The organism is Caballeronia sp. LZ032, from assembly GCF_031451315.1.
In the GTDB taxonomy this organism is placed as follows: Bacteria; Pseudomonadota; Gammaproteobacteria; order Burkholderiales; family Burkholderiaceae; genus Caballeronia.
On record NZ_JARUXP010000001.1, the window covers coordinates 718,466 to 742,519 of the forward strand.

General features: G+C 63.5%; 20 protein-coding genes and 4 tRNA genes. 12 read left to right on the forward strand and 12 right to left on the reverse strand.

What is annotated here, in order from left to right:
* The first annotated feature begins 96 nt into the window (after positions 1-96).
* The gene (locus QCE69_RS03340) at positions 97-2,406 is read left to right on the forward strand and encodes a heavy metal translocating P-type ATPase (protein WP_409021162.1); all 2,310 of its coding nucleotides are present in this window, start codon (positions 97-99) and stop codon (positions 2,404-2,406) included.
* A 15-nt stretch (positions 2,407-2,421) separates the two neighbouring features.
* Positions 2,422-2,742 (forward strand): zinc-ribbon domain-containing protein, encoded by a 321-nt coding sequence (locus QCE69_RS39480; protein WP_404987271.1) that lies wholly within the window; start codon positions 2,422-2,424, stop codon positions 2,740-2,742.
* 438 nt (positions 2,743-3,180) lie between these two features.
* Here the strand turns inward: QCE69_RS39480 and QCE69_RS03345 are convergent.
* From QCE69_RS03345 to rph, 5 genes are all read right to left on the reverse strand, one after another.
* Positions 3,181-3,270, reverse strand: a tRNA-Ser gene (locus tag QCE69_RS03345).
* A 57-nt stretch (positions 3,271-3,327) separates the two neighbouring features.
* Positions 3,328-4,518, reverse strand: coding sequence for an MFS transporter (locus QCE69_RS03350; RefSeq protein ID WP_309919590.1), 1,191 nt, complete (start codon positions 4,516-4,518; stop codon positions 3,328-3,330).
* Between the two features lie 29 nt (positions 4,519-4,547).
* Positions 4,548-5,771, reverse strand: coding sequence for a radical SAM family heme chaperone HemW (gene hemW, locus QCE69_RS03355; protein ID WP_309914471.1), 1,224 nt, complete (start codon positions 5,769-5,771; stop codon positions 4,548-4,550).
* Positions 5,768-6,397, reverse strand: a complete 630-nt coding sequence (rdgB, locus tag QCE69_RS03360; protein ID WP_309929470.1) for an RdgB/HAM1 family non-canonical purine NTP pyrophosphatase — start codon at positions 6,395-6,397, stop codon at positions 5,768-5,770. Before rdgB ends, hemW begins: the two co-directional genes overlap by 4 nt.
* The gene (gene rph, locus QCE69_RS03365; RefSeq protein WP_404987274.1) at positions 6,390-7,148 is read right to left on the reverse strand and encodes a ribonuclease PH; all 759 of its coding nucleotides are present in this window, start codon (positions 7,146-7,148) and stop codon (positions 6,390-6,392) included. The genes rdgB and rph overlap by 8 nt, the downstream gene beginning before the upstream one ends.
* 287 nt (positions 7,149-7,435) lie before the next feature.
* Here rph and QCE69_RS03370 point away from each other — a divergent pair, with 287 nt between their 5' ends.
* From QCE69_RS03370 to QCE69_RS03390, 5 genes are all read left to right on the forward strand, one after another.
* Entirely contained in the window at positions 7,436-8,380 is a 945-nt protein-coding gene (locus QCE69_RS03370; RefSeq protein WP_309929472.1) for a YicC/YloC family endoribonuclease, read from the forward strand.
* A 9-nt stretch (positions 8,381-8,389) separates the two neighbouring features.
* The gene (gene gmk, locus QCE69_RS03375; RefSeq protein ID WP_309914479.1) at positions 8,390-9,067 is read left to right on the forward strand and encodes a guanylate kinase; all 678 of its coding nucleotides are present in this window, start codon (positions 8,390-8,392) and stop codon (positions 9,065-9,067) included.
* Positions 9,068-9,136: 69 nt separating this feature from the next.
* Complete coding sequence (gene rpoZ / locus QCE69_RS03380) at positions 9,137-9,340, forward strand: DNA-directed RNA polymerase subunit omega (RefSeq protein WP_050456014.1); 204 nt, start codon at positions 9,137-9,139, stop codon at positions 9,338-9,340.
* 98 nt (positions 9,341-9,438) lie between these two features.
* The gene (locus tag QCE69_RS03385) at positions 9,439-11,832 is read left to right on the forward strand and encodes a bifunctional (p)ppGpp synthetase/guanosine-3',5'-bis(diphosphate) 3'-pyrophosphohydrolase (protein ID WP_309914483.1); all 2,394 of its coding nucleotides are present in this window, start codon (positions 9,439-9,441) and stop codon (positions 11,830-11,832) included.
* A gap of 71 nt (positions 11,833-11,903) precedes the next feature.
* The gene (locus QCE69_RS03390; protein ID WP_309914486.1) at positions 11,904-12,395 is read left to right on the forward strand and encodes a phage protein NinX family protein; all 492 of its coding nucleotides are present in this window, start codon (positions 11,904-11,906) and stop codon (positions 12,393-12,395) included.
* Between the two features lie 83 nt (positions 12,396-12,478).
* Here QCE69_RS03390 and QCE69_RS03395 read toward each other — a convergent pair.
* A tRNA-Arg gene (locus QCE69_RS03395) sits at positions 12,479-12,555 on the reverse strand.
* A 105-nt stretch (positions 12,556-12,660) separates the two neighbouring features.
* Positions 12,661-12,737 (reverse strand) — tRNA-Arg (locus QCE69_RS03400).
* A 151-nt stretch (positions 12,738-12,888) separates the two neighbouring features.
* Here QCE69_RS03400 and greB point away from each other — a divergent pair.
* On the forward strand, positions 12,889-13,440 hold the full coding sequence (gene greB, locus QCE69_RS03405) for a transcription elongation factor GreB (protein WP_309914489.1): 552 nt from the start codon (positions 12,889-12,891) through the stop codon (positions 13,438-13,440).
* A 100-nt stretch (positions 13,441-13,540) separates the two neighbouring features.
* Here the strand turns inward: greB and QCE69_RS03410 are convergent, their stop codons facing one another.
* Complete coding sequence (locus tag QCE69_RS03410) at positions 13,541-14,698, reverse strand: porin (RefSeq protein ID WP_309914492.1); 1,158 nt, start codon at positions 14,696-14,698, stop codon at positions 13,541-13,543.
* Between the two features lie 377 nt (positions 14,699-15,075).
* Here QCE69_RS03410 and QCE69_RS03415 point away from each other — a divergent pair, with 377 nt between their 5' ends.
* Together QCE69_RS03415 and QCE69_RS03420 are read left to right on the forward strand one after the other, a co-directional pair.
* Positions 15,076-15,480 carry a hypothetical protein gene (locus QCE69_RS03415; protein WP_309929474.1) on the forward strand — a complete coding sequence of 135 codons (405 nt, stop codon included), beginning with the start codon at positions 15,076-15,078 and terminating at the stop codon, positions 15,478-15,480.
* A gap of 549 nt (positions 15,481-16,029) precedes the next feature.
* Complete coding sequence (locus QCE69_RS03420; RefSeq protein WP_404987278.1) at positions 16,030-17,172, forward strand: exonuclease domain-containing protein; 1,143 nt, start codon at positions 16,030-16,032, stop codon at positions 17,170-17,172.
* Between the two features lie 19 nt (positions 17,173-17,191).
* Here the strand turns inward: QCE69_RS03420 and QCE69_RS03425 are convergent, their stop codons facing one another.
* The gene (locus QCE69_RS03425; protein ID WP_309931539.1) at positions 17,192-17,794 is read right to left on the reverse strand and encodes a chorismate mutase; all 603 of its coding nucleotides are present in this window, start codon (positions 17,792-17,794) and stop codon (positions 17,192-17,194) included.
* Positions 17,795-17,798: 4 nt separating this feature from the next.
* On the opposite strand from QCE69_RS03425, the gene QCE69_RS03430 reads away from it, so the two are divergent.
* The gene (locus tag QCE69_RS03430) at positions 17,799-18,185 is read left to right on the forward strand and encodes a hypothetical protein (protein ID WP_309931669.1); all 387 of its coding nucleotides are present in this window, start codon (positions 17,799-17,801) and stop codon (positions 18,183-18,185) included.
* Between the two features lie 652 nt (positions 18,186-18,837).
* Here QCE69_RS03430 and QCE69_RS03435 read toward each other — a convergent pair.
* From QCE69_RS03435 to pepN, 3 genes are all read right to left on the reverse strand, one after another.
* Positions 18,838-18,913 (reverse strand) — tRNA-Thr (locus tag QCE69_RS03435).
* Positions 18,914-18,966: 53 nt separating this feature from the next.
* Positions 18,967-19,986, reverse strand: a complete 1,020-nt coding sequence (locus QCE69_RS03440; protein WP_309914498.1) for a class 1 fructose-bisphosphatase — start codon at positions 19,984-19,986, stop codon at positions 18,967-18,969.
* 186 nt (positions 19,987-20,172) lie between these two features.
* Positions 20,173-22,896 (reverse strand): aminopeptidase N, encoded by a 2,724-nt coding sequence (pepN, locus tag QCE69_RS03445; protein ID WP_309929475.1) that lies wholly within the window; start codon positions 22,894-22,896, stop codon positions 20,173-20,175.
* 258 nt (positions 22,897-23,154) lie between these two features.
* On the opposite strand from pepN, the gene QCE69_RS03450 reads away from it, so the two are divergent.
* A complete protein-coding gene (locus QCE69_RS03450) occupies positions 23,155-23,874 on the forward strand; it encodes a DUF4136 domain-containing protein (protein WP_309914505.1) in 720 nt (239 codons plus the stop codon).
* Positions 23,875-24,054: the final 180 nt, after the last annotated feature.

The window sequence follows — 24,054 nt, forward strand, 5'->3', positions numbered from 1 at the left end:
CTTTCGCGCGGAATGACTGTTTTCAAAGAATCGTCCCTTGACCCTGGAGTTCCTCCAGGGTGTTTACTCGCCCCATGGCGTTAAGGGATAGCGAAAATGAAACAGTGCTGCGCAGGACATGATTCGATCATCGAGCTTCGAAAGGAGCAGGACGTGCGTGCCGTCGGACACGCACATTGTGGCGGGCATGAACATGGTCACGATCACGACCACGTGCATGAACACGACCACGGCCATGAACACGACCATGCACACGCCCACGACCACCCCGCGCTGGCCCCGTCCGTTACCTCGGGCGGCTTCGTCCGCACGCAGATGCGCATCGCGCAGATGGACTGCCCGACCGAGGAAGCGCTGATCCGCAAAAAACTCGGCGCGCTGCCGGAGGTCAGCGAGATGCAGTTCAACCTGATGCAGCGCGTGCTGACGGTCGTGCATCGGCCCGATGGACTCGATGCGGTGCTCAAGGCGCTCACGTCGCTCGGCTTCGCAGCGGAACTCGCGGATGACGCACAAACCGGCGCCCGCGCCGCCTCTTCCGCGCCGTCCCGCAAGCCCATGTGGCTGCTCGGTGCGGCCTGCGTCACCGCCTTGAGCGCCGAAGCCGCGAACTGGCTGGGCGCGCCCGAATGGCTCGTCGCGGCGCTCGCGGTGCTGGCGATCGCGGGTTCGGGCGTCGGCACCTACAAGAAAGGCTGGGTCGCCATCCGCAACCTGAACCTCAATATCAACGCGCTGATGAGCATCGCGGTGACCGGCGCGCTCGCGCTGCGCCAATGGCCCGAGGCCGCGATGGTGATGGTGCTGTTCACGATCGCCGAACTGATCGAGGCACGCTCGCTTGATCGCGCGCGCAATGCCATCGAAGGATTGATGAAGCTGGCGCCCGACACCGCGACCGTCAGGCAGCCGGACGGTCCGTGGCGCGACGTCGAGGCTACGGCAGTCAAACTTGGCGCCATCGCGCGCGTGCGGCCGGGCGAGCGCATCGCGCTGGACGGCAGGATCAGCGCGGGCCGCTCGACGATCGATCAGTCGCCCATCACCGGCGAGAGCCTGCCCGTCGAGAAAGGGCCCGGCGATGACGTCTTCGCCGGCACGATCAACCAGTCCGGGTCGTTCGAGTACGAGGTGACGGCTGTGGCCGGCCAGTCGACGCTCGCCCGCATCATCCATGCGGTGGAGAACGCGCAAGGCACGCGCGCGCCGACGCAGCGCTTCGTCGATCAATTCGCCCGCATCTACACGCCGAGCGTGTTCCTGGTCGCGGTGGGCGTCGCCGTGCTGCCGCCGCTGCTGTTCGCGGGCGCGTGGCTCACGTGGCTGTACAAGGCGCTGGTGTTGCTCGTGATCGCGTGCCCGTGCGCGCTGGTGATCTCGACGCCGGTGTCCATCGTTAGCGGGCTTGCCGCGGCGGCCCGCAAGGGCATGCTCGTGAAGGGCGGGACCTTTCTGGAACAAGGCCGGAAACTGCGCTGGCTCGCCCTCGACAAGACCGGCACGCTGACTCACGGCAAGCCGGTGCAGGTGGCGTTCGAACAGACGACGAACGATCTCCCGGACGCGGAAGTGCGCGCGATCGCCGTCAGCTTGTCGAGCCGCTCCGATCATCCGGTATCGACGGCCATCGCACGCGCCGGCGCGGCGGATGCGGTCGGTTTGTTGCCCGTCGACGAGTTCGAAGCGTTGCCGGGACAAGGTATCGCGGGCCGGGTGAACGGGCGTCGCCATACGCTCGGCAATCACCGGATGGTGGAAGCGCTCGGCCTGTGTTCGACGGAGCTCGAAGCGCAACTGCAACGCCATGAGAAAAACGGCAGGACCGTCGTAATGCTCGCCGATGAAGAGCGCGTGCTGGCGCTGTTCGCCGTCGCGGACACGGTGAAGGACACGAGCCGCGCGGCCGTCGCCGAGCTGCATGCGCTGGGTGTGCGCACCGTCATGCTCACCGGCGACAACGCGCATACCGCGGCGGCGATTGCCCGCGAAGTGGGCGTCGATCGCGCCGAGGGCGATCAGCTGCCCGAGGACAAGCTGCGGGCTGTGGAGCAGCTCTCGGCGGGGGGCACGACGGTGGGCATGGTCGGCGACGGCATCAACGATGCGCCGGCGCTGGCGCGCGCGGACATCGGCTTCGCGATGGGCGCGATGGGTACGGACACGGCCATCGAAACCGCCGATGTCGCGCTGATGGACGATGACCTCAGAAAGATTCCCGCGTTCATCCGCTTGTCGAAGGCGACGCATCGCGTGCTGGTGCAGAACATCGTGCTGGCGCTGGGGATCAAGGCGGTGTTCCTGGGGCTGACCATCGGGGGCATCGGGACCATGTGGATGGCCGTGTTCGCCGACGTCGGCGCGAGTCTGCTCGTGGTGGGGAATGGTTTGCGTCTGCTGCGCAAGTGACTTGGGAGAGATGGCATGAACTGGTTCGAGCGCGCGTTTGGCGGGCATCGTGGAGATGCGGTGCAGGGCGGGCATGGCCGTCGGCATGAAGGGAGTCATGGACATCATGGCGGACAAGGGAACGAGGGCTGGGGACGGGCGCCCGCTCCGGCGGCGCCGACGCGTCCGCCCGGCGGTGTAAGCTGCCCGCGATGCAATACGAGCCAGCAGGAAGGCGCGCGCTTCTGCTCGCAGTGCGCGACGCCGCTCGTGCCGCAGTCGTGTGGGCAATGTCGTCAGGCACTCGTGCTAGGCGCGAAGTTTTGCAGCCAGTGCGGGACGGCAGTGGGGGCTTGAAAGATGGGTTGTGCGGGAGCGGCGAGGTTCGCCTCGGCGCTCTTCGATGTCGGGCGCGGCGCAAAAAAAAACGTCCGGGCGGGAGTGCCCGGACCAAAGCACGACGGGCCACCAGTTCCGTCGTGCGCGTGGCCTGACGACAACCTGGACGCGGCTGGCTCGTGCAGCGCAGGGTCGTCGAGGTGAGGTGCGTCGGCGCCGTCCTGAATGTCCTGAAAGACGGCGGCGCTGCTGCGTCCGGTGGTATTCGCTAGTCCCGCGAGCGGGTGGTCCGAATCGGATCGGGCCGGTGCAGCAGCGTCAGGGATAGAGTACGAAACGGCCGCGTCGCCACGATGAGCGGGAGATGAGAAAGTGATCATGTGAAGTGGCGAGAGAACTGCGCGGAAACGACAAAGCCCCATGAGCGGGCAACTCATGGGGCTTTTGATTGGGTGCTGGCGGAGGCGGTGAGATTCGAACTCACGGAAGGATCGCTCCTTCGCCGGTTTTCAAGACCGGTGCCTTAAACCGCTCGGCCACACCTCCAGCAAGGCGCGTATTGTAGCGCAACTCTCCGGCAGGAAGCCGCATCGCTTCAAACCTTCACCCTTCCAGCGATTTCGTCGCCCGCAGTGCCGGAAACAGCCGCATCCACAGCAGCGCGACCGCGATCGTCCCGATCCCGCCGATCAGCACCGCCGGCATCGCGCCGAACAGCCCCGCCGTCATGCCCGACTCGAACTCCCCGAGCTGATTCGACGTTCCGATGAACAGCGAGTTGATCGCGCCGACTCTTCCGCGCATGTCATCGGGCGTCTGCAACTGCACGAGCGATGTGCGCACCACCACGCTGATCACATCCGATGCGCCGAGCACGGCAAGCGCGATCAGCGAGAGCACGATGTCGTGCGACAGCCCGAACAAGATCGTCGCGATGCCGAACACGATCACGCCGCCGAACAGCGCCGTGCCCGCGCGCTGCCGCAGCGGAAAGTGCGCGAGCACGATCGAGCCCGTCAGCGCGCCCACCGCCGGCGCCGCGCGCAGCACGCCGAGTCCCCACGGACCGGTATGCAGGATGTCGCGCGCATAGACGGGCAGCAGCGCCGTCGCGCCGCCGAGCAGCACGGCGAACAGATCGAGCGACAGCGCGCCGAGAATCACCGGCTTGCTGCGAATGAAGCCGATGCCCGAGAACAGCGCCTCGAACGACAAGGGCGCGCGCATTCGGACCGGTTCGTCGATGCGGATCGCCGCCACGGCCCACGCCGCCGCCAGGAACGCGATAGCCACCGCGCCATACACCGTCAACGCGCCGAAGCCATACAGCAGGCCGCCCAGCGCCGGGCCGAGAATCATCGCGGTCTGGTTCGCCGAAGTGGACCATGCGGTCGCCTGCTGCAACTGCGTGCGTGCGACGAGGTTGGGCAAGAGCGCCGCCATCGACGGCGATTCGAACGCACGCGCCGCGCCCGTGATCGTGGCGATGGCATAGATCGGGCCGACGTGATTCCAGCCGTGCCACGCGCCGAGACACAGGGCGAGCGCGCCGATCCCCTCGATTCCCTGGCAGACGTACGCGATGGTGCGCCTGTCGTAGCGGTCCGCCACGTGCCCGACGACCAGCGTCAGCACGAACATCGGCAGGAACTGCGCGAGTCCGACGAAGCCGAGCGCATAGGCGCTATGGGTGATCGAATAGACTTGCCAGCCGATCGCCACGGACATCATCTGGAACGCCACCGACGACATCACCCGCGCGCTCCAGAACAGCGCGAACGGACGATGCCGCATCACCGAGCCGGACGCCGCCGTCGACGCGCTCAATTGTGCGGATCCTTCAAGAACATCTCCTGGAGATCGTTGAGGAAGCGCTGGCCGAGCTCGGTCGGCGCGATGCGCTCCGGGGTGCGCGTGATGAGTCCGCGCTGTTCCGCGCGCTGGAGCGCCGGTTCGATCGCCGACAGCGACAAGCCGGTGCGCTCCACGAAGGCATGCACCGGGAAACCTTCCACGAGCCGCAGCGTGTTCAGCATGAACTCGAAGGGCAGATCGCGCGGACCCACTTCGCGTTCTTCCTGCACCGGGGTTTCGGTCGGCGAAAGCGCGTGATCCATGTAGCTCGCCGGATGCTTGAAACGCGCCTGCCGCAGGATCCGCGACGGAAACGACAGCTTCGTATGCGCTCCCGCGCCAATCCCCAGGTAATCGCCGAAGCGCCAGTAGTTCAGGTTGTGCCGGCTCTGCCGATGCGGCTTCGCATACGCCGATACCTCATAGCGTCCGTAGCCCGCCTCGCGCGTGCGCTCGTGAATCCACTCCTGCATGTCGGCGGAAGCATCGTCGTCGGGGAGCGCGGGCGGATACTTCGCGAAGACCGTGTTCGGCTCCATCGTCAGGTGATACAGCGAGAGATGCGGCGGCGCGAACGCCAGCGCCGTCTCGATGTCGTGCCGGCATTCGTCGAGCGACTGCTGCGGCAGCGCGAACATCAGGTCGAGGTTGAAGTTGTCGAAGTGCCGCGCGGCGATCTCCACGGCCTGGCGCGCCTGGCCTGCATCGTGGATGCGGCCGAGCGCCTTCAGATGCGCCTCGTTGAAGCTCTGGATGCCGATCGACAGCCGGTTCACGCCGCTCGCGCGGAACGACGCGAACTTCGCCGCCTCGAACGTGCCGGGGTTGGCTTCGAGCGTGATCTCGGCGTCGGCGTCGACGGGCAGCAGCGCGCGCACGTCCGAAAGCAGCCGGTCGAGACCGGGCGCCGAGAGCAGCGAAGGCGTGCCCCCGCCGATGAAGATCGTATGCACCTGTCGTCCCCACACGAGCGGCAGCGCGCTTTCGAGATCGGCGCGCAATGCGTCGAGATAACGGTCTTCGGGAAAGCTGTCGCCCTTCCACTCGTGCGAGTTGAAATCGCAGTACGGGCACTTGCGCACGCACCACGGAAAATGCACATACAGCGCTAGCGGCGGCAACGACGTCAGGCGGATGCTGCCCGGCGACGTAAAGGTCTGCACCACGTTGATGGTCTTCGGTCCCGCGCTCACGCCAGTTCCTTCAGTCGTTGCAGCAGGTCGCGCAGCGCCAGCGCGCGGTGGCTCAGCGCGTTCTTGCGGGCGGGATCGAGTTCGGCGGCGCTGGCGTGCAGCGCGGGCAGGAAGAAGTGCGGGTCGTAGCCGAAGCCGTGCGCGCCGCGCGGTTCGTCGAGCACTTCGCCGTGCCAGCGGCCTTCCGCGATCAGCGGTTCGGGGTCTTCCGCGTGACGCACCAGCACCAGCACGCAGAAGTAATACGCGCGACGGTCCGCCACGCCGGCGAGATCCGCGACCAGCCGCGCGTTGTTCGCCGCGTCGCTTTTCTCCCCGCCGGCAAGCGACGCGTAGCGCGCCGAATACACGCCCGGCGCGCCCTGCAACGCGCGCACGCACAGGCCGGAGTCGTCGGCGAGCGCGGGCAGGCCCGTCAGCGCCGACGCATGGCGTGCCTTCGCCAGCGCATTCTCGACGAAGGTGACATGCGGCTCGGGCGCCTCGGGCACGCCGAGTTCGCCCTGCGCAATCAGTTCGATGCCCGCCGCCTCCAGCAGCGCCGCGAACTCGCGCAGCTTGCCCGCATTGTTCGAGGCGAGCACGACACGGCCCGGCGCCGCCCCGGATGCAAACGAATCAGACACTGCGAATCCCCAATGCTTCCTTCTGCTTCAGCACGAGCGCCTTGATGCCGCTGTCGGCGAGCGCGATCAGCTCGTTCATCTCTTCGCGCGAGAACGGCGCGCCTTCCGCCGTGCCCTGGACTTCGACGAATCCGCCCGAGCCCGTCATCACGACGTTCATGTCGGTATCGCACTGCGAGTCTTCGTCGTAGTCGAGATCGAGCACCGGCGAGCCTTCGAAGATGCCCACCGAGATCGCCGCGACGAAGTCCTTCACCGGCGACTTCGCGATCTTGCCCGCGGCCAGCAGCTTGCTGGTGGCGTCATAGGCCGCGACGAACGCGCCGGTGATCGACGCCGTGCGCGTGCCGCCGTCGGCCTGGATCACGTCGCAATCGAGATGCAGCGTGCGCGCGCCGAGCGCGTTCAGGTCAAACACCGAACGCAGCGCCCGGCCGATCAGACGCTGGATTTCCTGTGTGCGGCCGGTCTGCTTGCCGCGTGCGGCTTCGCGGTCGCTGCGGGTGTGCGTGGCGCGCGGCAGCATGCCGTATTCCGCGGTGAGCCAGCCCTGTTCGCGGCCGCGCAGGAATTCGGGCACGCGCTCGGCGATGCTGGCCGTGCAGATCACCTTGGTATCGCCGAATTCGACGAGCACCGAGCCTTCCGCGTGCTTCGTGTAGTTCCGCGTGATGCGCACGTCGCGCAGCTGGTTTGCGCGGCGGCCGCTCGGGCGCGGGGGAGAGGGCTTCAGCAGGGGAGAGTCGGTCATGAGGATCGAGTGGTGAGAGTGAAAGCGCGCGCGTCCGGCACAGAACGCTTGCAGGACAGCCGTGGGACGCCGCGCAGCAAGGCTGGATTTTATCGCCAAACCCCGCAGGGCGTCGGGCGGGCCCGGTCCGGCCGACCCTTGGTAGGCGGTCCGCATGGCAAAAATGGGATAATGCCGGTTCCTCGCCCGGCGGTCACACACGCGCCACTCCAAGGGGCTTTCGAAAGCGCCGGGCGCTTCGTATCGAAATGGCCTTCGCAACGAAGGTCTCAATCGCGAGACGTACCATGATCTACAGCATGACTGGCTATGCCAGCGCGACGCGCGAAGTCGTCGCGGATGGCGCGGGACCCAATGGCGCGGGCGGTTCGGGCGTCGGGGTTTCGGTGGAACTGCGCACGGTGAATTCGCGCTTTCTCGACCTCAATTTCCGCATGCCTGAAGACGTGCGCGCCACCGAGCCGCAATTGCGCGAAATGCTGATGAACAAGCTCTCGCGCGGCAAGGTCGATATCCGCATCAACCTGAATCGTGTCGAACAGACGGCCAATGCCGGCGCGCTCAACCGCGACGCGCTCAGCCAGCTCGCCACGCTCGAGCGCGCCGTGCTCGACATCTTCCCCGGCGCCGAGCGCATGCGCACTGGCGAAATCCTGCGCTGGCCCGGCGTGCTCGCGGAAAGCTCGGTGTCGCAGGACACGCTGCGCGAAGCCGTGCTCGCGTGCGGCAGGCAGGCCATCGCCGATCTCATCGAAGTGCGCGGCCGCGAAGGCGCCGCGCTCGGCACCGTGCTGCTCAACAGCGTGACGGAGATGGAAGCCATCGTCGCGCGCATCACGCCGCTCGTGCCCGAACTGATCGCGCGGCATCAGCACAAGATCGTCGAGCGCCTGCAGGATGCGCTCGGCATCGCCACCGCCGACGGCGCCTCCGCCGCCAGCGTGCCGCGCGAGGAAGTCGCCGAACGCATCCGCCAGGAAGTGACCATCTATGGCATCCGCATCGACATCGCCGAGGAATTGCAGCGTCTCAGCGCGCATCTGACCGAGACGCGCCATGTGCTGCAAAAGGGCGGCAAGGTCGGCAAGCGTCTCGACTTCATGATGCAGGAACTCAACCGCGAAGCGAACACGCTCGGCTCGAAGGCCGCCGCGAAGGAACTCGCCGACGCCTCGATGACGCTCAAGCTGCTCATCGAACAAATGCGCGAGCAAGTACAGAATCTGGAGTAACGCACCATCATGTCGAACCCCACACCGCATCGCTCGCACAGCCACTACACCGGCATCTATCCCGGCAACCTGTTCATGGTCGTCGCGCCGTCGGGCGCCGGCAAGTCCACGCTCGTGAACGCGCTGCTCGCCGAAGATCCGGCCATCCTGCTGTCGGTTTCCTACACGACGCGTGAAGCGCGTTCGAAGGAAACCAACGGCGTGCAGTATCACTTCGTGTCCGTCGATGAGTTCATGGAGCGGCGCGAGCGCGGCGAGTTTCTCGAAAGCGCCGAAGTGCATGGCAACTACTACGCCACGTCCAAGCTGTGGATTGCCGACCAGATGAAGATGGGCCACGACGTGCTGCTCGAGATCGACTGGCAGGGCGCGCAGCAGGTGAAGAAGCAGTTCCGCAATGCGGTGGAGATTTTCATCCTGCCGCCGTCGCTGGATGCGCTCGAAGACCGCCTCAAGAAACGCGGCCAGGATTCCGACAAGGTAATCGTGCGCCGTCTGCTTGCAGCCGGCAGCGAGATGGCGCATGCATCGGAAGCGGAGTACGTGGTCATCAACGAGAATTTCGATCGCGCGCTCACCGAGTTGCGCTGCCTCGTCGCCGCGACGCGCCTGCGCTTCACGTCGCAATATGCCCGCAATACGCAGCTCTTCGTGGATCTCGGCATCCACTCCACGCCGCAATCATGAGCACCGCGGTGGCCGGGTCATATCGGTCACATAAGGTAGAATAAAGTTCATATCGAGAAGGAAACCAACATGGCCCGCATCACTGTCGAAGACTGCCTGAAACAAATCCCTAACCGCTTCGAGCTCGCACTCGCTGCAACCTATCGCGCTCGCCAGCTGGCGCAAGGCCATACGCCGAAGATCGAAAGCCGCGACAAGCCCACCGTCGTCGCACTGCGTGAAATCGCATCGGGGCAAGTGGGCATCGAAATGCTGAAGAAGGTGCCCGTCTGAGGGCTTGAATCAAGCAGGGAACCGGCGCCGGTTCCCTGATCCGTTTGTAGGCTGCAACCTGCAACCCGCCGCATCACATCACCACGGAGGAGGCGATCATGAGTCAGACACCGTTGCCCGTCTCCGCCGCCGTGGATCCCGATCTCGACACCGACGCCGACTCCTTGCTCGACGCCGACAAGCCGCACGCGGCGCGCAAGTACATCGACGCCGTTCTCGAACAGTCCTTCCGCCATCTGTTCGGTCCGACCGCCACGCCCGAGCAGCCGCGCAAGCATGACGTCGTTTCCATCGCGAAACTGACGAATGCGCTCTCCGGCTACATCACGGCCGAAGAGATCAAGGAAGTCAAGGCAGCTTTCCATTTCAGCGACGAAGCGCATCTCGGGCAGTATCGCCAGAGCGGCGAGCCGTACATCACGCATCCGGTGGCGGTCGCGGAAATCTGCGCGGGATGGAAGCTGGACGCGCAATCGATCATGGCGGCGCTGCTGCACGACGTGATCGAAGATCAGGGCGTGACCAAGACGGAGATTGCGGAGCGCTTCGGCGCGAAGGTCGCGGAACTGGTGGACGGCTTGTCCAAGCTGGACAAGATGGAATTCCGCAATCGCGAAGAGGCGCAGGCGGAGAACTTCCGCAAGATGCTGCTCGCGATGGCGCGCGACGTGCGCGTGATCCTCGTGAAGCTGGCCGACCGCCTGCACAACATGCGCACGCTGGGCGCGGTGCCGCCGGAGAAACGCCGGCGCGTGGCGCGCGAGACGCTGGACATCTACGCACCGATTGCGCATCGGCTCGGTCTGAACAATACCTATCGCGAGCTGCAGGATCTCTCGTTCGCGAACTTCAATCCGACCCGTTACGCCACGCTCGAAAAAGCGGTGAAGGCGGCGCGCGGCAACCGGCGCGAAGTGGTCGGCAAGATTCTCGAAGCGGTGCAGCGCACCATCGCGGACGCCAAGATCAACGCGGAAGTCACCGGCCGCGAGAAGACGATCTACAGCATCTACAAGAAGATGCGCGACAAGCAGTTGTCGTTCTCGCAGGTGCTCGACGTGTACGGCTTTCGCGTGGTCGTCGAGAGCGCGCTCGAATGCTATACGTGCATCGGCGCGCTGCATGCGCTCTACAAGCCGGTGCCGGGCAAGTTCAAGGACTACATCGCGATTCCGAAGGTCAACGGCTATCAGTCCTTGCATACCACGCTGGTCGGTCCGTTCGGCGCGCCCATCGAGTTCCAGATCCGCACGCGCAAGATGCATGAGATCGCCGAAGCCGGCGTCGCGGCGCACTGGCTGTACAAGAACGGCGGCGCCGACCTGAACGATGTGCAAAAGCGCGCGCATCAATGGCTCAAGTCGCTGCTGGACATCCAGAGCGAAGCGGGCGATTCGAGCGAATTCCTCGAACACGTCAAGATCGACCTGTTCCCGGACGCCGTCTACGTCTTCACGCCGAAGTCGCGCATCATGCCGCTGCCGCGCGGCGCCACCGCGCTCGACTTCGCGTATTCCATTCACAGCGACCTCGGCAATCAATGCGTCGCGGTGAAGATCAACAACGAGCTCCTGCCGCTGCGCACGGAGCTGAAGAGCGGCGATATCGTCGAGGTGATCACCGCGCCTTATTCGAAGCCGAATCCGGCGTGGCTCGGTTTCGTGCGCACCGGCAAGGCGCGCTCGGCCATTCGCCACTATCTGAAGACAATGCGCCTGAACGAGTCCGTCCAGCTGGGCGAGCGTCTCGTCGATCAAAGTCTCAAGGGTTACGGCCTCGCACTGTCCGACGTCACGCCGGAAGTCTGGGAAAAGCTCGTGCTCTGGACCGGGAACAAGACGCGTCAGGAAATCTTCGCGGATATCGGCCTCGGACGCCGTGTGGCCGCGGTGATGGCGAAGCGCATCGAGGTGCTGATGAACGGTCTGGATGACGACGAGCATCCGCATCGCGACCATCACAACACCAATACCGCGCCGCCGGTGGTCATCACGGGCACGGAAGGCATGTCGGTGCAGTTGTCGCCGTGCTGCCGCCCGATTCCCGGCGACGACATCATGGGCTATATCGGCATCGGCCTCGGCATGGCGATCCACACCACCGATTGCCGTGTCGCGCAGCGCATTCACCGGCGCGATCCGGGCCGCTGGATCGACGTGGCCTGGGCGCCGCAACCGGGCCGCCTGTTCGACGTCGCCGTGAAGGTGCTGGTGAAGAACACCAAGGGCGTATTCGCGCGCGTCGCGGCGGACATTACCTCGGCGGACGCGAACATCGTGCACATCGCGATGGACGAGGACGTGTCGCAGGAAGCCAAGCTGCTGCGCTTCGTGATCCAGGTCAGCGACCGCGTGCATCTGGCGAACGTGATGCGCCGCGTGAGAACCAATCACGACGTCATGCGGATCGCGCGCGAACGTCCGAGCGACGAACCGCATCATCGCAATCAGGACGGCGGCATGCGCATCGACCGGGAACGCGCGGACTACTGATCCCGGCTCGATCCCGGCGCGGGAACGCGGCGTGCATGCTCCGTCCTCCATCGACAGGAGAGAGCGCCGCAATGAACACATCCGATCTCGAAGGCGCCACGCTCGACTACTGGGTCGCGCGCGGGCTGCACGAATTCGTTCGGGAAATCCACTTTACCGATAGCGGCGAGACGCTTTCCATCCGCGGCAACGATCGCGGACGGCCGTGGGACGGGCGCTTCCTGCCGTCTACCTCGTGGGAAGCCGCCTCCGTCGTGCTGGAGCGCGCCTGCAGGCTCGAGATGCACGATCACGGCCGCGGCGAAGTGGTCTGCAGCGTGAGCTTCGGCAAGGACGGGGAGAGCGTGGAGGGGCGCGGAGTGTCGTTGCGCATCGCGTTGCTGCGCGCGTTCGTGCGGCAGGCATTCGGCGATACCGTGGAAGACGAATTCATGCGTCGGCCGCAATCGTTGATGGGGACGCGGGCGGAGGCGATCGGGGAATCGAGCGCGGTGGTGTCGGTGGAAGACGTGCCGGCGCCGGAGAAGCATATCGGCGATATCGGTTCGATTCCGCGCGTCTGATTGCACGATTGCACGGTCCCGATGCGGCCCGGTTCGAGCGACGAAAACAAAAAGGGCCTTCCGACTGGAAGGCCCTCCTAAAATGGCGCGGCTGGCAGGATTCGAACCCACGACCCCTTGGTTCGTAGCCAAGTACTCTATCCAACTGAGCTACAGCCGCACGCAAAACGGTACTGCTTCATGTGACGTCAATGCGCTTATGGTCAAGCGCGTGATGTTTTCCTTGATTGGCGCGACCGCCAATAACGAGAACATCAGAAAAAAGTGGCGCGGCTGGCAGGATTCGAACCCACGACCCCTTGGTTCGTAGCCAAGTACTCTATCCAACTGAGCTACAGCCGCACGCAGAAGCGGAATTATAGCCAAGCTAATCCGAAAATGGAAGGCTTTTAGGGCAAATTCCCGGTTTCCTTCGTAGGAGATGCATGTTCCGCATGGTAACTTGATGTTTTGAAAGCGTGTGTCATCTCGAAACTGGATCTGGATTCGCATCATGAACAAAGCATTTGTCAAAGAGTCGGACGACAGCGACGACGATCTCGAAACCGCACACCCGGATGTCCCGGCAGGCACGAAGAACTACATCACGCCGCAAGGACATCAGCGCCTGCGTGACGAGCTCCTGCAACTGCTCGACAACGAGCGTCCCGAGGTGGTCAAGCTGGTGTCGTGGGCGGCGTCGAACGGCGATCGTTCAGAGAACGGCGACTATATCTACGGCAAGCGGCGCCTGCGCGAGATCGACCGGCGCATCCGTTTCCTGACCAAACGGCTGGACGCAGCGGAAGTGGTGGACAGCAGCAAGCAGGAGAACGTCGACCAGGTGTTCTTCGGCGCGACCGTCGATTACGCCGGCGACGACGGCGAAGTGAAGACGGTGACGATTGCCGGCGTGGACGAGGTGGATCTCGAGCGCGGCTGGGTGAGTTGGATCTCGCCAATGGCGCGTGCGCTGCTGAAGGCGAAGATCGGCGACACGGTGGCGCTGCATACGCCCGCGGGCGTGCGACAGATCGATATTCTCGACGTGCGCTATCCGCGCTGAGGCGCGTGTGCCGTCCGGTTCAGGACCGCTTGCCTGAACCCAGAACGAAAAAAAGCCGCTCCGAAGAGCGGCTTTTCTACAGCAGTATTGCCGGTGACGCTTAGAAGCGGTGACGCACGCCAACCGTTGCCGAAACCTGGTTCGACGACGACGACATACCCACGCCGTTGATCGTCGCGCCGATGGGCAGGCCATCGTCGTCGGTCATGTGCTGGTATTCGCCTTGCAGGTACACGTCCGTACGCTTCGACAGCGCGTAGGCCGTTTGCAGGCTGAACTGATGGAACTTCGGCTTTTCGCCGGCGATACGGCTGTCCGTGTACGTGTACGCGCCTGCAACCGACAGAGCCGGCGTCAGGTTGTAACGGCCGTTGACTTCGTAGTTCGTGAAGCGAACGTGGCTGTCGCCGAGGTTGATGTTGCCTGCGTTCGTTGCGACGTTGTTCAGCGACGTTGCGTTGTCCAGCATCGTCTGCGTGAACACGAAGCCGACCGTTGCCGGGCCGAACGCGTAGTTGATGCCGCCGCCGAAGATGCGTTGACGGCCAGCCGTGAACGGCGAGTTGTCGCTGCCGACTGCGCCGGCGATGTTGTTCGTCGCCGAACCGACGTTGTTCAGTTGCATGTACGCGCCAGCAACGTTCAACGGACCGTAGTTGTACGATGCGCCGACGCTGTAAGCACGGTTATCCGAGAAACCGCCCGCTTCGTTCGAGAAGCCGTACATCGCGCCCAGCTTGAAGCCGGCGTAGTTCGCGCTCGTGTACTTGATCGAGTTGTTGACGCGGAACGTGTTGTCCAGGTTGTCGTTGTCGAACGGGTGGGCGAACTGCGTGCCGCCGTATTGCGTGCCGGTCAGTGCCAGCGGGCCGACGAAGTCGACGACGGAGTCATACTGACGGCCGAGCGTCACGGCGCCGAATTGCGTGCTTGACAGACCGACGAATGCCTGACGGCCGAACTCGCGACCACCTTGGCCGTTCGTGCCGTTCATGATGTTGAAGCCGTTTTCCAACGTGAAGATTGCCTTCAGGCCGCCGCCGAGGTCTTCAGCACCGCGCAGGCCCCAACGGCTGCCGTTGACCGAACCGCTCGTCGCCTTGAAGTTGCTGTGGCCCGTGCCGCCGGCCGTCGTCACATTGTTGTTCGTGTAGGTGATGCCGGCATCGATCAGGCCATACAGCGTGACGCTGCTTTGCGCATGGGCGGCAGTAGCAAAAACGCCCGTCAGGGCGGCGACCATGAGAGTCTTTTTCATCTTTGTAACTCCGAGAGCAGATTGGGCCCAGGACCCAGGCTTTGAGGAAACCTCGTACCGGCGCGCTGCGAGAGGGCGCGGCCAGAAGAGCTATGCATCGGCAGCCGACACATTTGTTTCCGGACCAGACGAAGTGTAAAGAACGGTGTCACATTGAGCATTGTTCGATTTCCGCAATAAACCATTCTCGCTCGCGCAATGATCGAAAATTCGCTTATTCCTGTTTATTTACAATGGTTTAAGGGCGAATGAAGTCGTAAGGGCTAAGGTGTCAACCGATTAGCGTTGCGCATGAACGACACAAATTGACGCGCAAAAGCAACAAGTAATTCCCGGAATGAGATTGTTGAGAAATCTGAAAGAGAAGTTTGTGATTTATGCAGGTAATTTGTGCGGGGCGCATCGCTATACTGACTGCTCTGCTTTCCGAAGCAGACTTTTTCGTTGACGGAAAAAGATCTCCAAACTTTGTCGGCGCGACTTCCCAGTCGCGCTTTTTTTTTGCGCCGGGTTTCGGTGAAGTGGTGACGCGAGGCGCCTTTGCGGAAGGCGCGGAGCCTTGCGTCGTATGGCTTGGCGGGTATCAAGGTTGGGCACATTCAGCATTGCCCACTGCAATCGAGACAAAATTCCCTGGCTGTTCTTTTAATCCGGTCAAAGCTTCCTGTCGACAAGTTGGTGAAAGCCGCTCGTTATCGATGCGCGTTTTTGTTGACGGCGGGCAAAAGGCAGATGAAATCCTCGCGGAGAATCCGGCAAGGATTATGGTCGGTTACTCTTGAAATGTCCTTAATTGATTTACTTGGATACGCTTAAAATTCTTTGGCATAGGTTAATACTGAATAATTGAATTGGGATAACCAATGCAACTTGCGAGTGACGGATAAGGCGCTGCTCAAAGGGTATTGCTTTAGTGCTTTGGTCTGATTGAAAACTGAGCGTCGCAAAAGCAATCGAATCACGCCAGCTTGGTTCCGCGTTACCTCGCTCAAGCCAGCCGTATGAGGGCCGGCCCCTGCCGGCAGGGGCGTGCGCGCTTCGGCTTCTCCGGGCTCCCGCAGCGCTGCTCCAGCTTGAAAATACACTCGCTTGATTTCGGGTTTGCCACTATTGCAAGTTTATTTATGGAATGCTGACAGATGCCCTTTTGAGTTCTACCGCAGTATTCATCACGCACCCATTGCGTTATGGCAAAGCGTAGCAAATGCTTAATTGTCGAATGCGATCCTTGCGTGGTCAGGGCCCGCCGAGCCCCTGCGTTAGAATGGGCAATTCATCCTTTACTGCGCGCCTGTCTATCTCGTCAGGCGCACCGCTTTCCGCCGTCCATGATGCACTTCGATTCATCCCGCTTCACGCTTCCGGCCGAACCCATCGTTTTCGTCGATCTCGAGACAACAGGCGGTACCTTCGGCGTCGACCGGATCACGGAGATCGGTATCGTCGAAGTCGGTCCGCAGGGCGTTTCGCAGTGGACGTCGCTGGTCAATCCGCAGCGCTCCATTCCCGCGTTCGTCCAGCAGCTGACCGGCATCAACGACGCCATGGTGCGAAACGCACCCACCTTCGACCAGCTCGCCACAAACCTGCTCGAACGGATGAGCGGGCGACTCTTCATCGCCCACAACGCCCATTTCGATCACGGTTTCCTCAAAGGCGAGTTCAAGCGCGTCGGGCTTCGGTTCGTGCCGGACGTGCTCTGCACGGTACAGCTCTCGCGGGCGGTGTACCCGTCGGAAACCCGTCACGGTCTCGACGCACTTGTGCAACGCCATGCGCTCGTGCCGTCGGCGCGCCATCGCGCACTCGCCGACGCCGATCTGCTCTGGCAGTTCTGGCAACACCTGCATCGTGCGCACGCGCCGGAGGTCATGCAGGCACATCTCGAACGGGTGACGCGCCGCTTCCAGCTTGCGGCGCATATCGACGAGGACACGATCGAGCGCATTCCCGCCGGCTGCGGCGCCTATGTGTTCCATGGCGATGACGACGCACCGCTGTACGTCGGCCGAAGCGTACGGTTGCGGCAACGCGTGCGCTCGCATCTGGTCGGACCGAAGCGCTCGGCGAAGGACTTGCGGCTGGCGTCGCTCGTGCGCCGTGTCGAATACCAGGCGACGGGCGGCGAAATTGGCGCAATGCTTGCCGAAGCGCAGTTGATTGCGGCTTTGCGGCCGGCCTACAACCGGGTGCCAAAGCCGCGTTCCGGCGAAGCGCGCGGCGCACCCTGGCCGTATGCGGGCGCGATTGCCGTCGAGGAGCGCGACGCCGAGTCGGGACGACGCGTATGGCACGTCGTGAATCAATGGCAATACCTTGGCTCGGCTGACTCGCTGGACGGGGCGGCTGCGCTGTCGGCGGGTGTCACGGCGCCTGGCTTCGAATTGACGACTTACCGGATCCTGAGCGAACGCCTCGCACGCGGCCTGCCCGTGACGCCGCTCGACATCCGTCCGCTCGCCGCCGCGTTCTAGTCTTCAGTCGACCCGGCGGTCAACCCACCGCGCCCAGCCCGCCGCTTGCGCAGACATGCGACAGCGCGCGATCGAGCGGCGCATCCATCGCGGCGTCGTAGCGCGTCAGATGCTTCCATCGCGCGACGCTCTCCGCGAGCCGAACAGGGCAATCGTCCGTGTGCCGAAGCGGTTCGATGTGCGCAAGCGCCGCAATCAGCGAGCGCGTGAGCTGATCGATTTTCGGGCGCGTGTCCTTCGCGAGATCCGGCGGCGTGCCTTCCGGCGCGGCCTTCAGCTTGCGCCAGTTGGCGAACAGGGCGTTCTGGACGTCCTTGCTCGCCTCGATCTGATCGCGAAAGAAGGCGCGCGCGAATTCAGGATCGACTTGCGCGGCACGCGCTTTGTCTTCGACTTGCTTGAGCAGCGCTTCCTCGCGCGGCGCGTCGGTGATCGCATCGTGATGTGCCCACTTCCAGCGCGCGACCGGTTCCGCCAGCGCGAGACGCTGCGAAACCAGCGCGATGACATTGGTGAAGGCGGATTCATCGCCATCGGCGTGGGCGGATCCGGGTGCTGCAAGCGCAAGCGCGTAAGCGAAAGCGGCGGGAACGAGAAGGGAGAGGGTCGGGCGACGGCGCATCGGCATGAACGAGCAAAAGCGCCAGAATAACGTACCGCCGGCCGGGATCAACAGAGAGGAAGAGGAGAAGCGTCCTGAACAGGCGAGCCGGCATGTGCGGCTCGCCCAAACATCAGCGACGTGGGGGAACCTCACGCGAGCCGCATCCGGACGCGAACGCCCGCCTGCACCGCGCGCGGCGGTCTGTCATTCCCACGACGACTGCGTGATCCAGTGCATCTGCCTATTTCGACTGCGCAGCGTTACGCTGTTCGTCGAAGAAAGCCCTGACGTGCTCAGGCAATTCGGTCGCGAGAAATTCGACGGCCACCGGATCCTGATCCGGACAAAACACCGTGTCGGGCGTCGGGATTTTCGTCGGTTTTGCGTCCATGATCTCTCTCCTCTATGACTACACTCAAATGCGCCAACCTGATTGATGCGGCTGTTGCGCCGCCGCACACAAGCAGCAGTTCAAACTCGAAATCCTCTCAAAATGCGTTATCGGATGGCTGCCGATTCAACTTGAATCCAATCGATACGGCTGAAGCACAACGCATGATCGTTCGTGTTGCAAAGGGCAATGTACCGGTAATGCATACTCGCCCTTAACATCCGGTGTCGCAAAAACTGCATTTTTCGGGATTCGTGCGAATCGGCCGTCAGCCGCATGGCGCCTTGCTTGCCGATCCTGCCCGCGTAACTCATGTCCAACTGTAGCGTTTCCTCTATGGATATAACGATACCGGGAAACCTGCGTTGACGCTCGATGGTGCAGAGCGGAAAATAGCGTGTTGTTGTACGAAGCCGCACATAAAAAGCGAATCAGACGCGCACTCGGACTGAACGTGAAATCGCAAAGGAAGATTCAGCGAAAGACGCGCACGGGCTGAAGTCGGTCGAGAGCACTCGCGAACAACTTCAGGCAATCGTGGCATAGACGTGCTGCACTTGCATCCACCCACCTGTGGGGGTGAAAAGGTGTGGAGATGCAGAAACACCGGATAAAGCAAAAAACCCGCGTCACTTGCGTGAACGCGGGTTTTTGTACTGCTGAATCTTTTTGGTGCCGGAAAGAGGAATCGAACCCCCGACCTTCGCATTACGAATGCGCTGCTCTACCGTCTGAGCTATTCCGGCATCAGAGAAACAAGATTATAGCGACCGTTTTCTCGATTTGGCAATAGCTCGAATCAAATTTTCTTTTCGTGATGGTAGCGGGTGACGCGATCCACTTCGCCCTTCGAACCGAGGAACACCGCGACACGCTGATGCAGGCTCGTCGGGACGATATCAAGAATGCGCTGTTCGCCGTTGGTCGCCGCGCCGCCGGCCTGCTCGACGATGAACGCCATCGGATTGGCTTCGTACATCAGGCGCAGCTTGCCGGGCTTGGACGGGTCGCGCTTGTCGGCGGGGTACATGAAGATGCCGCCGCGGCTCAGGATGCGATGCACGTCCGCGACCATCGAAGCGATCCAGCGCATGTTGAAATCTTCCTTGCGCGCGCCTTCCTTGCCCTCGGTCAGTTCGCCGACATAGCGCTGCACCGGCTCATACCAATGCCGGCTGTTTGACGCATTGATCGCATACTCGCGCGTCTCGACCGGAATCGTCATGTCGCGCTGCGTGAGCACCCACGAGCCGAGTTCGCGATCGAGCGTGAAGCAGTTCACGCCATGGCCGGTGGTCAGCACGAGCACGGTTTGCGGACCGTACACCGCATAGCCGGCCGCCACCTGTTGCGAGCCCGGCTGCATGAACGCCTGTTCGCTCGGTTCGACGCCGTCCGGGCAGCGCAGCACCGAAAAGATCGTGCCGATCGACACGTTCACGTCGATGTTGGACGAGCCGTCGAGCGGATCGAAGGTCAGCAGATAGTTGCCCTTCGGATAGCGATTGGGGATCGGGAAGATCTTTTCCATTTCTTCCGATGCCATCGCGGCCAGATTGCCGCCCCATTCGTTGGCTTCGAGCAGGATTTCGTTCGACAGCACGTCGAGCTTCTTCTGCACTTCGCCTTGGACGTTCTCGCTGCCGGCGGAGCCGAGCGCTTCGCCGAGGGCGCCCTTGCTCACGTGATAGCCGATCTGCTTGCAGGCCCGCGCCACGACTTCGAGCAGCAGGCGCAGGTCGGCGGGCAGATTCTGGTGTTCGCGCTGCTGCTCGATCAGATACTTTGTGAGCGTGGTACGGCTGAAATTGGAGGACATGCGAGGCTCCGTGAGCGTTAGACGAATATTTGCGATTCTAACCGCTCGACCCCGTCCCACCGTATGACAACGCCGGCGGGCGTCGGCCAGAAACAAGCAAGGCCGCCGCGCGCCAGGCGGCGCACGACGGCCTCCAGTCAGTCACCGCCCATCACCCAGCGGAAAAAAACCGTGCCGAAACAACGCTCAAGCGGCGAGCGCCTTCTCCACGACCTCGCGCACATCGCGCGATTTCGCCTGCGCCGCCACTTCGCTCAGCGCCGCATGCATCTTCTCGCGCAATTGCGGCGTGAAGCGGCGCCACAATTCCAGCCCGCGCGCCAGACGCGCGGCGACCTGCGGATTGAGCGCGTCGAGGGCGATCACCTGTTCGGCCCAGAAGGCGTAGCCGGAGCCGTCGGCGGCATGGAACTGCGCCGGATTGCCGCTGCAGAAGCTGAAGATCAGCGAACGCGCGCGGTTCGGGTTCTTGAGCGTGAACGCCTGGTGCTGCATCAGCTTGCGCACGATCTCGATCACGTTGCGGTCCGGTCCGCCACGCTGCGTCGCCTGGAGCGCGAACCACTTGTCGATGACGAGCGCCTCCTTCTCGAAGCGGCGATAGAAGTCGGCCAGCGCGGCGTCGGCGACAGTCGCGTCCGCGCCCTGCGTCGCGCTCGCGAGCAGCAGGGCGGCGAGGGCGGCGGAGCGGTCGGTCATGTTGTTGGCGCTGTCGTACTGCGCCTGTGCGAGGCGGACGGCGTCGGCGGGGTCGTCGAGCTGGCTCAGGTAGGCGAGGGCGAGGTTCCGGAGCCCGCGCTTGCCCGCGTCTTTTGGCACCGGACGATACTCGCCGGGCGTGCGGTTCGCTTCATACGTCGCGAGCCACTTGTCGCGCAGCTGCGTGGCCAGCCGCCGGCTCATGAAGACGCGCGCCGCGTGCACGGCGGCCGGATCCGACACCGCCATCTGTTCGGCCAGATAGCTTTCCGACGGCAGCATCAGCGCGAGTTCGCGGAAGGCCGGCGTGAGGGTCGTGTCGTCGAGCAGCTGGGCGAACGCTGCGATCACCGCATCGTCGATGGTCAGCGCCTCGCCCTGCGCCGCGCGCCCCGCGAGCGCCAGCAGTTCGCGCGTCGCGAGCCGCTGGCCGGCTTCCCAGCGGTTGAACGGATCGCTGTCATGCGCGAGCAGGAAGGCGAGTTCCTCGTTCGAATAGTCGTATTCCACGATCACCGGCGCCGAGAAATTGCGCAGCAACGACGGCAGCGGGGCCTCGTTCACATCGACGAACGTAAAGGACTGCTCGCGCTGGGTGAACTCGAGCACGCGCGTCGTGCCGTTCGGCTCCTTTTCGCCTTCCAGACGCAGCGGCAGATCGGCGCCGTTGCGGCCGATCAGGCCCACCGAGAACGGAATCAGCAGCGGACCCTTCTGGGTTTCGCGCGCGGCTTCGGACGCCTCGCCATAGCCTTGCTTGAGCGAAAGCGTATAGCGCTTGCCGGCGGCATCGTAATGCGCGCGCACCGAGACGCGTGGCGTGCCCGCCTGGCTGTACCAGCGCTCGAACTGGGCGAGATCGCGATGATTCGCGTCGGCCAGCGCCTGGCGGAAGTCGTCGCAGGTCACGGCCTGGCCGTCGAAACGCTTGAAATACAGGTCCATGCCGCGGCGGAAGCCGTCGCGCCCGAACAGCGTCTGGTACATCCGCACGACTTCCGAGCCTTTCTCGTAGACGGTCATCGTGTAGAAGTTGTTGATCTCGACGTAGCTCTCCGGACGCACCGGGTGGGCCATCGGGCCCGCGTCCTCGGCGAACTGCATCTGGCGCAGCACGCGCACGTCCTCGATGCGCTTGGTCGCGCGCGCCGCGGCGCTGGCTGCGCCGTCGGCGTCGCCGGCGGCCATGTCGGCGGAGAATTCCTGGTCGCGGAACACCGTCAGGCCTTCCTTCAGGCTCAACTGGAACCAGTCGCGGCAAGTCACGCGGTTGCCCGTCCAGTTGTGGAAGTATTCATGGCCGACGACGGCCTCGATGTTCGAGAAGTCGGTGTCGGTGGCGGTTTCCGGGTTGGCCAGCACGTACTTCGTGTTGAAGATGTTGAGGCCTTTGTTCTCCATCGCGCCCATGTTGAAGTCGCTCACCGCGACGATCATGAAGCGGTCCAGATCCAGTTCCAGCCCGAAGCGCTTTTCGTCCCAGCGGATCGAGTGAATCAGCGAGTCCATCGCGTGGCGGGTCTTGTCGAGATCCTGCGGTTCGACCCAGACCTGCAGCAACTTGTCCTTCCCGGAACCCGACTGGATGCGCTCCTCGATGCACACCAGCTTGCCGGCCACCAGCGCGAACAGGTAGCTTGGTTTCTTGAACGGATCTTCCCATTGCGCGAAATGGCGGCCATCCGGCAGATCGCCCTCGGCGATCAGGTTGCCGTTCGACAGCAGCACCGGATACGCGGTCTTGTCGGCGCGCAGCGTGACGGTGTAGGTGGCCATCACGTCCGGACGGTCGAGGAAGTAGGTGATGCGGCGAAAGCCCTCGGCTTCGCACTGCGTGAAGAAGTTGCCGCTGGAGACATAAAGTCCGGAGAGCGTCGTGTTCTCAGCCGGATTGCAGATGCTCTCGATGCCAAGCTCGAAAGCATCGGACGGCAGACCGCCGAGCGACAGTCCCGCCGCGTGAACGCGGGCATCCGAATGCGCCGCGCCGTTGACCGTCGCGCTGACGAATTCCAGTTGCTCGCCCATGAGTTCGAGCCGCGCGCCAGGTCCGGCGGCGGCTGCGTCAGGATTGCGACGCAGCTTCATCGTGTTCCTGACCACGGTGTGCGACGGCGCGAGATCGAACTCGAGCGCGACGGATTCGATCAGGAAGGCGGGTGGCGTATAGTCCTCGCGGCGGATCACTGCGGAAGCGGTCGTGGTAGACATGGCAGGGTCTTCATGTTTGGATTGAACGGCGGCGCCGGCGTCCCGAGTGCGAACGCTATGCGAACGCAGAACGCAGAACGCACGAAGGTCGAACGCACCAACGCGCGCGCGGCTGGTCGAACCATTGTACAAGCCGCCCGAGGATCGTGAACCGGGCGGCATGACGCGTCGCAAACCCCCACAAAACAAGGAGGCTTCCGGGCTGCCCGGAGGCTGTAAATAAACTGGAACGGGTGCTGGAACCCAGTGAGGACGACCATGAACGCGTTTTTCAGATGGACGCTGATACTCGCGGCAACCTGGCTCGCGGGCTGCACGACCTACGTGCAGACCCAGGTGACCGCCTTCTCCGACTGGAGCGGCAACGACACGACCCGCACCTACGCTTTCGCCCGCAAGGACGAGCAGCGCAACAGCATCGAACAGACGACGTACGAGACGCTCGTTGCGATGGAGCTCTCCAAGTACAACTTCCGCCAGGTGCCCGAGGCGAGTGCGAACTATCAGGTGGCGATTGCCTACTCGGTCCGCGGCGACACGATGACCGTGCGCCAGCCGGTCTTCTACGATCCGTGGATGTACGGCGGCCCGTGGGGCGGTCCATGGGGTGGCCCGTGGGGCGGCTGGGGGCCGGGCTGGGGCGGCTATGGCCCGTGGGGTCCGACGGGCTATGTCGATCAGACCTATCCGGTGTACATCCACGCGCTGCAGATCCGCATGACCGACCGGCAGACTGGCCGCGAAGCCTACAAGGTCACGGCCGTCAACTCGACGGGCGATCCCTCGCTCTACCAGGCCATGCCTTATCTCGTGCGCAGCGCACTCGCCGATTTCCCGCTCGGCAACGGCACGGTGCGTACCGTCACGCTGCCGATGGGCAAGGACGGCATGCCGAACGAGACGGCGTCCTCGACGAGTTCGAACGAGCGCACGGTCGCGCCGCCTGCGCCCGCGCCGGCGCAGAAGACGGTCGAATGATCGCGGGTCCGAAGCAGCAGCCCGGCTGCACGGGCTGCTTTTCTGGAGCCGGAAAATTTTGCCGCATGCAACAATGCCCGGCATTGTCGAAAGTGAAAGTCGAACTTTCAGAATCGCCCGCTGGCCTTGACTAAACAGGGAGTTATCGCTGGAAACGACCCCCCGCAATATATGCAGGTT

Excerpts from the sequence above, each read along its gene's own strand:
- QCE69_RS03340 (WP_409021162.1), top strand. The coding sequence starts at position 97 with ATGAAACAGTGCTGCGCAGGACATGATTCGATCATCGAGCTTCGAAAG.
- QCE69_RS39480 (WP_404987271.1), top strand. The coding sequence starts at position 2,422 with ATGAACTGGTTCGAGCGCGCGTTTGGCGGGCATCGTGGAGATGCGGTG.
- QCE69_RS03350 (WP_309919590.1), bottom strand. The coding sequence starts at position 4,518 with ATGCGGCATCGTCCGTTCGCGCTGTTCTGGAGCGCGCGGGTGATGTCG.
- rph (WP_404987274.1), bottom strand. The coding sequence starts at position 7,148 with ATGACCGACTCTCCCCTGCTGAAGCCCTCTCCCCCGCGCCCGAGCGGC.
- QCE69_RS03370 (WP_309929472.1), top strand. The coding sequence starts at position 7,436 with ATGATCTACAGCATGACTGGCTATGCCAGCGCGACGCGCGAAGTCGTC.
- gmk (WP_309914479.1), top strand. The coding sequence starts at position 8,390 with ATGTCGAACCCCACACCGCATCGCTCGCACAGCCACTACACCGGCATC.
- rpoZ (WP_050456014.1), top strand. The coding sequence starts at position 9,137 with ATGGCCCGCATCACTGTCGAAGACTGCCTGAAACAAATCCCTAACCGC.
- QCE69_RS03385 (WP_309914483.1), top strand. The coding sequence starts at position 9,439 with ATGAGTCAGACACCGTTGCCCGTCTCCGCCGCCGTGGATCCCGATCTC.
- QCE69_RS03390 (WP_309914486.1), top strand. The coding sequence starts at position 11,904 with ATGAACACATCCGATCTCGAAGGCGCCACGCTCGACTACTGGGTCGCG.
- greB (WP_309914489.1), top strand. The coding sequence starts at position 12,889 with ATGAACAAAGCATTTGTCAAAGAGTCGGACGACAGCGACGACGATCTC.
- QCE69_RS03410 (WP_309914492.1), bottom strand. The coding sequence starts at position 14,698 with ATGAAAAAGACTCTCATGGTCGCCGCCCTGACGGGCGTTTTTGCTACT.
- QCE69_RS03415 (WP_309929474.1), top strand. The coding sequence starts at position 15,076 with ATGCAGGTAATTTGTGCGGGGCGCATCGCTATACTGACTGCTCTGCTT.
- QCE69_RS03420 (WP_404987278.1), top strand. The coding sequence starts at position 16,030 with ATGCACTTCGATTCATCCCGCTTCACGCTTCCGGCCGAACCCATCGTT.
- QCE69_RS03425 (WP_309931539.1), bottom strand. The coding sequence starts at position 17,794 with ATGCGCCGTCGCCCGACCCTCTCCCTTCTCGTTCCCGCCGCTTTCGCT.
- QCE69_RS03430 (WP_309931669.1), top strand. The coding sequence starts at position 17,799 with ATGAACGAGCAAAAGCGCCAGAATAACGTACCGCCGGCCGGGATCAAC.
- QCE69_RS03440 (WP_309914498.1), bottom strand. The coding sequence starts at position 19,986 with ATGTCCTCCAATTTCAGCCGTACCACGCTCACAAAGTATCTGATCGAG.
- pepN (WP_309929475.1), bottom strand. The coding sequence starts at position 22,896 with ATGTCTACCACGACCGCTTCCGCAGTGATCCGCCGCGAGGACTATACG.
- QCE69_RS03450 (WP_309914505.1), top strand. The coding sequence starts at position 23,155 with ATGAACGCGTTTTTCAGATGGACGCTGATACTCGCGGCAACCTGGCTC.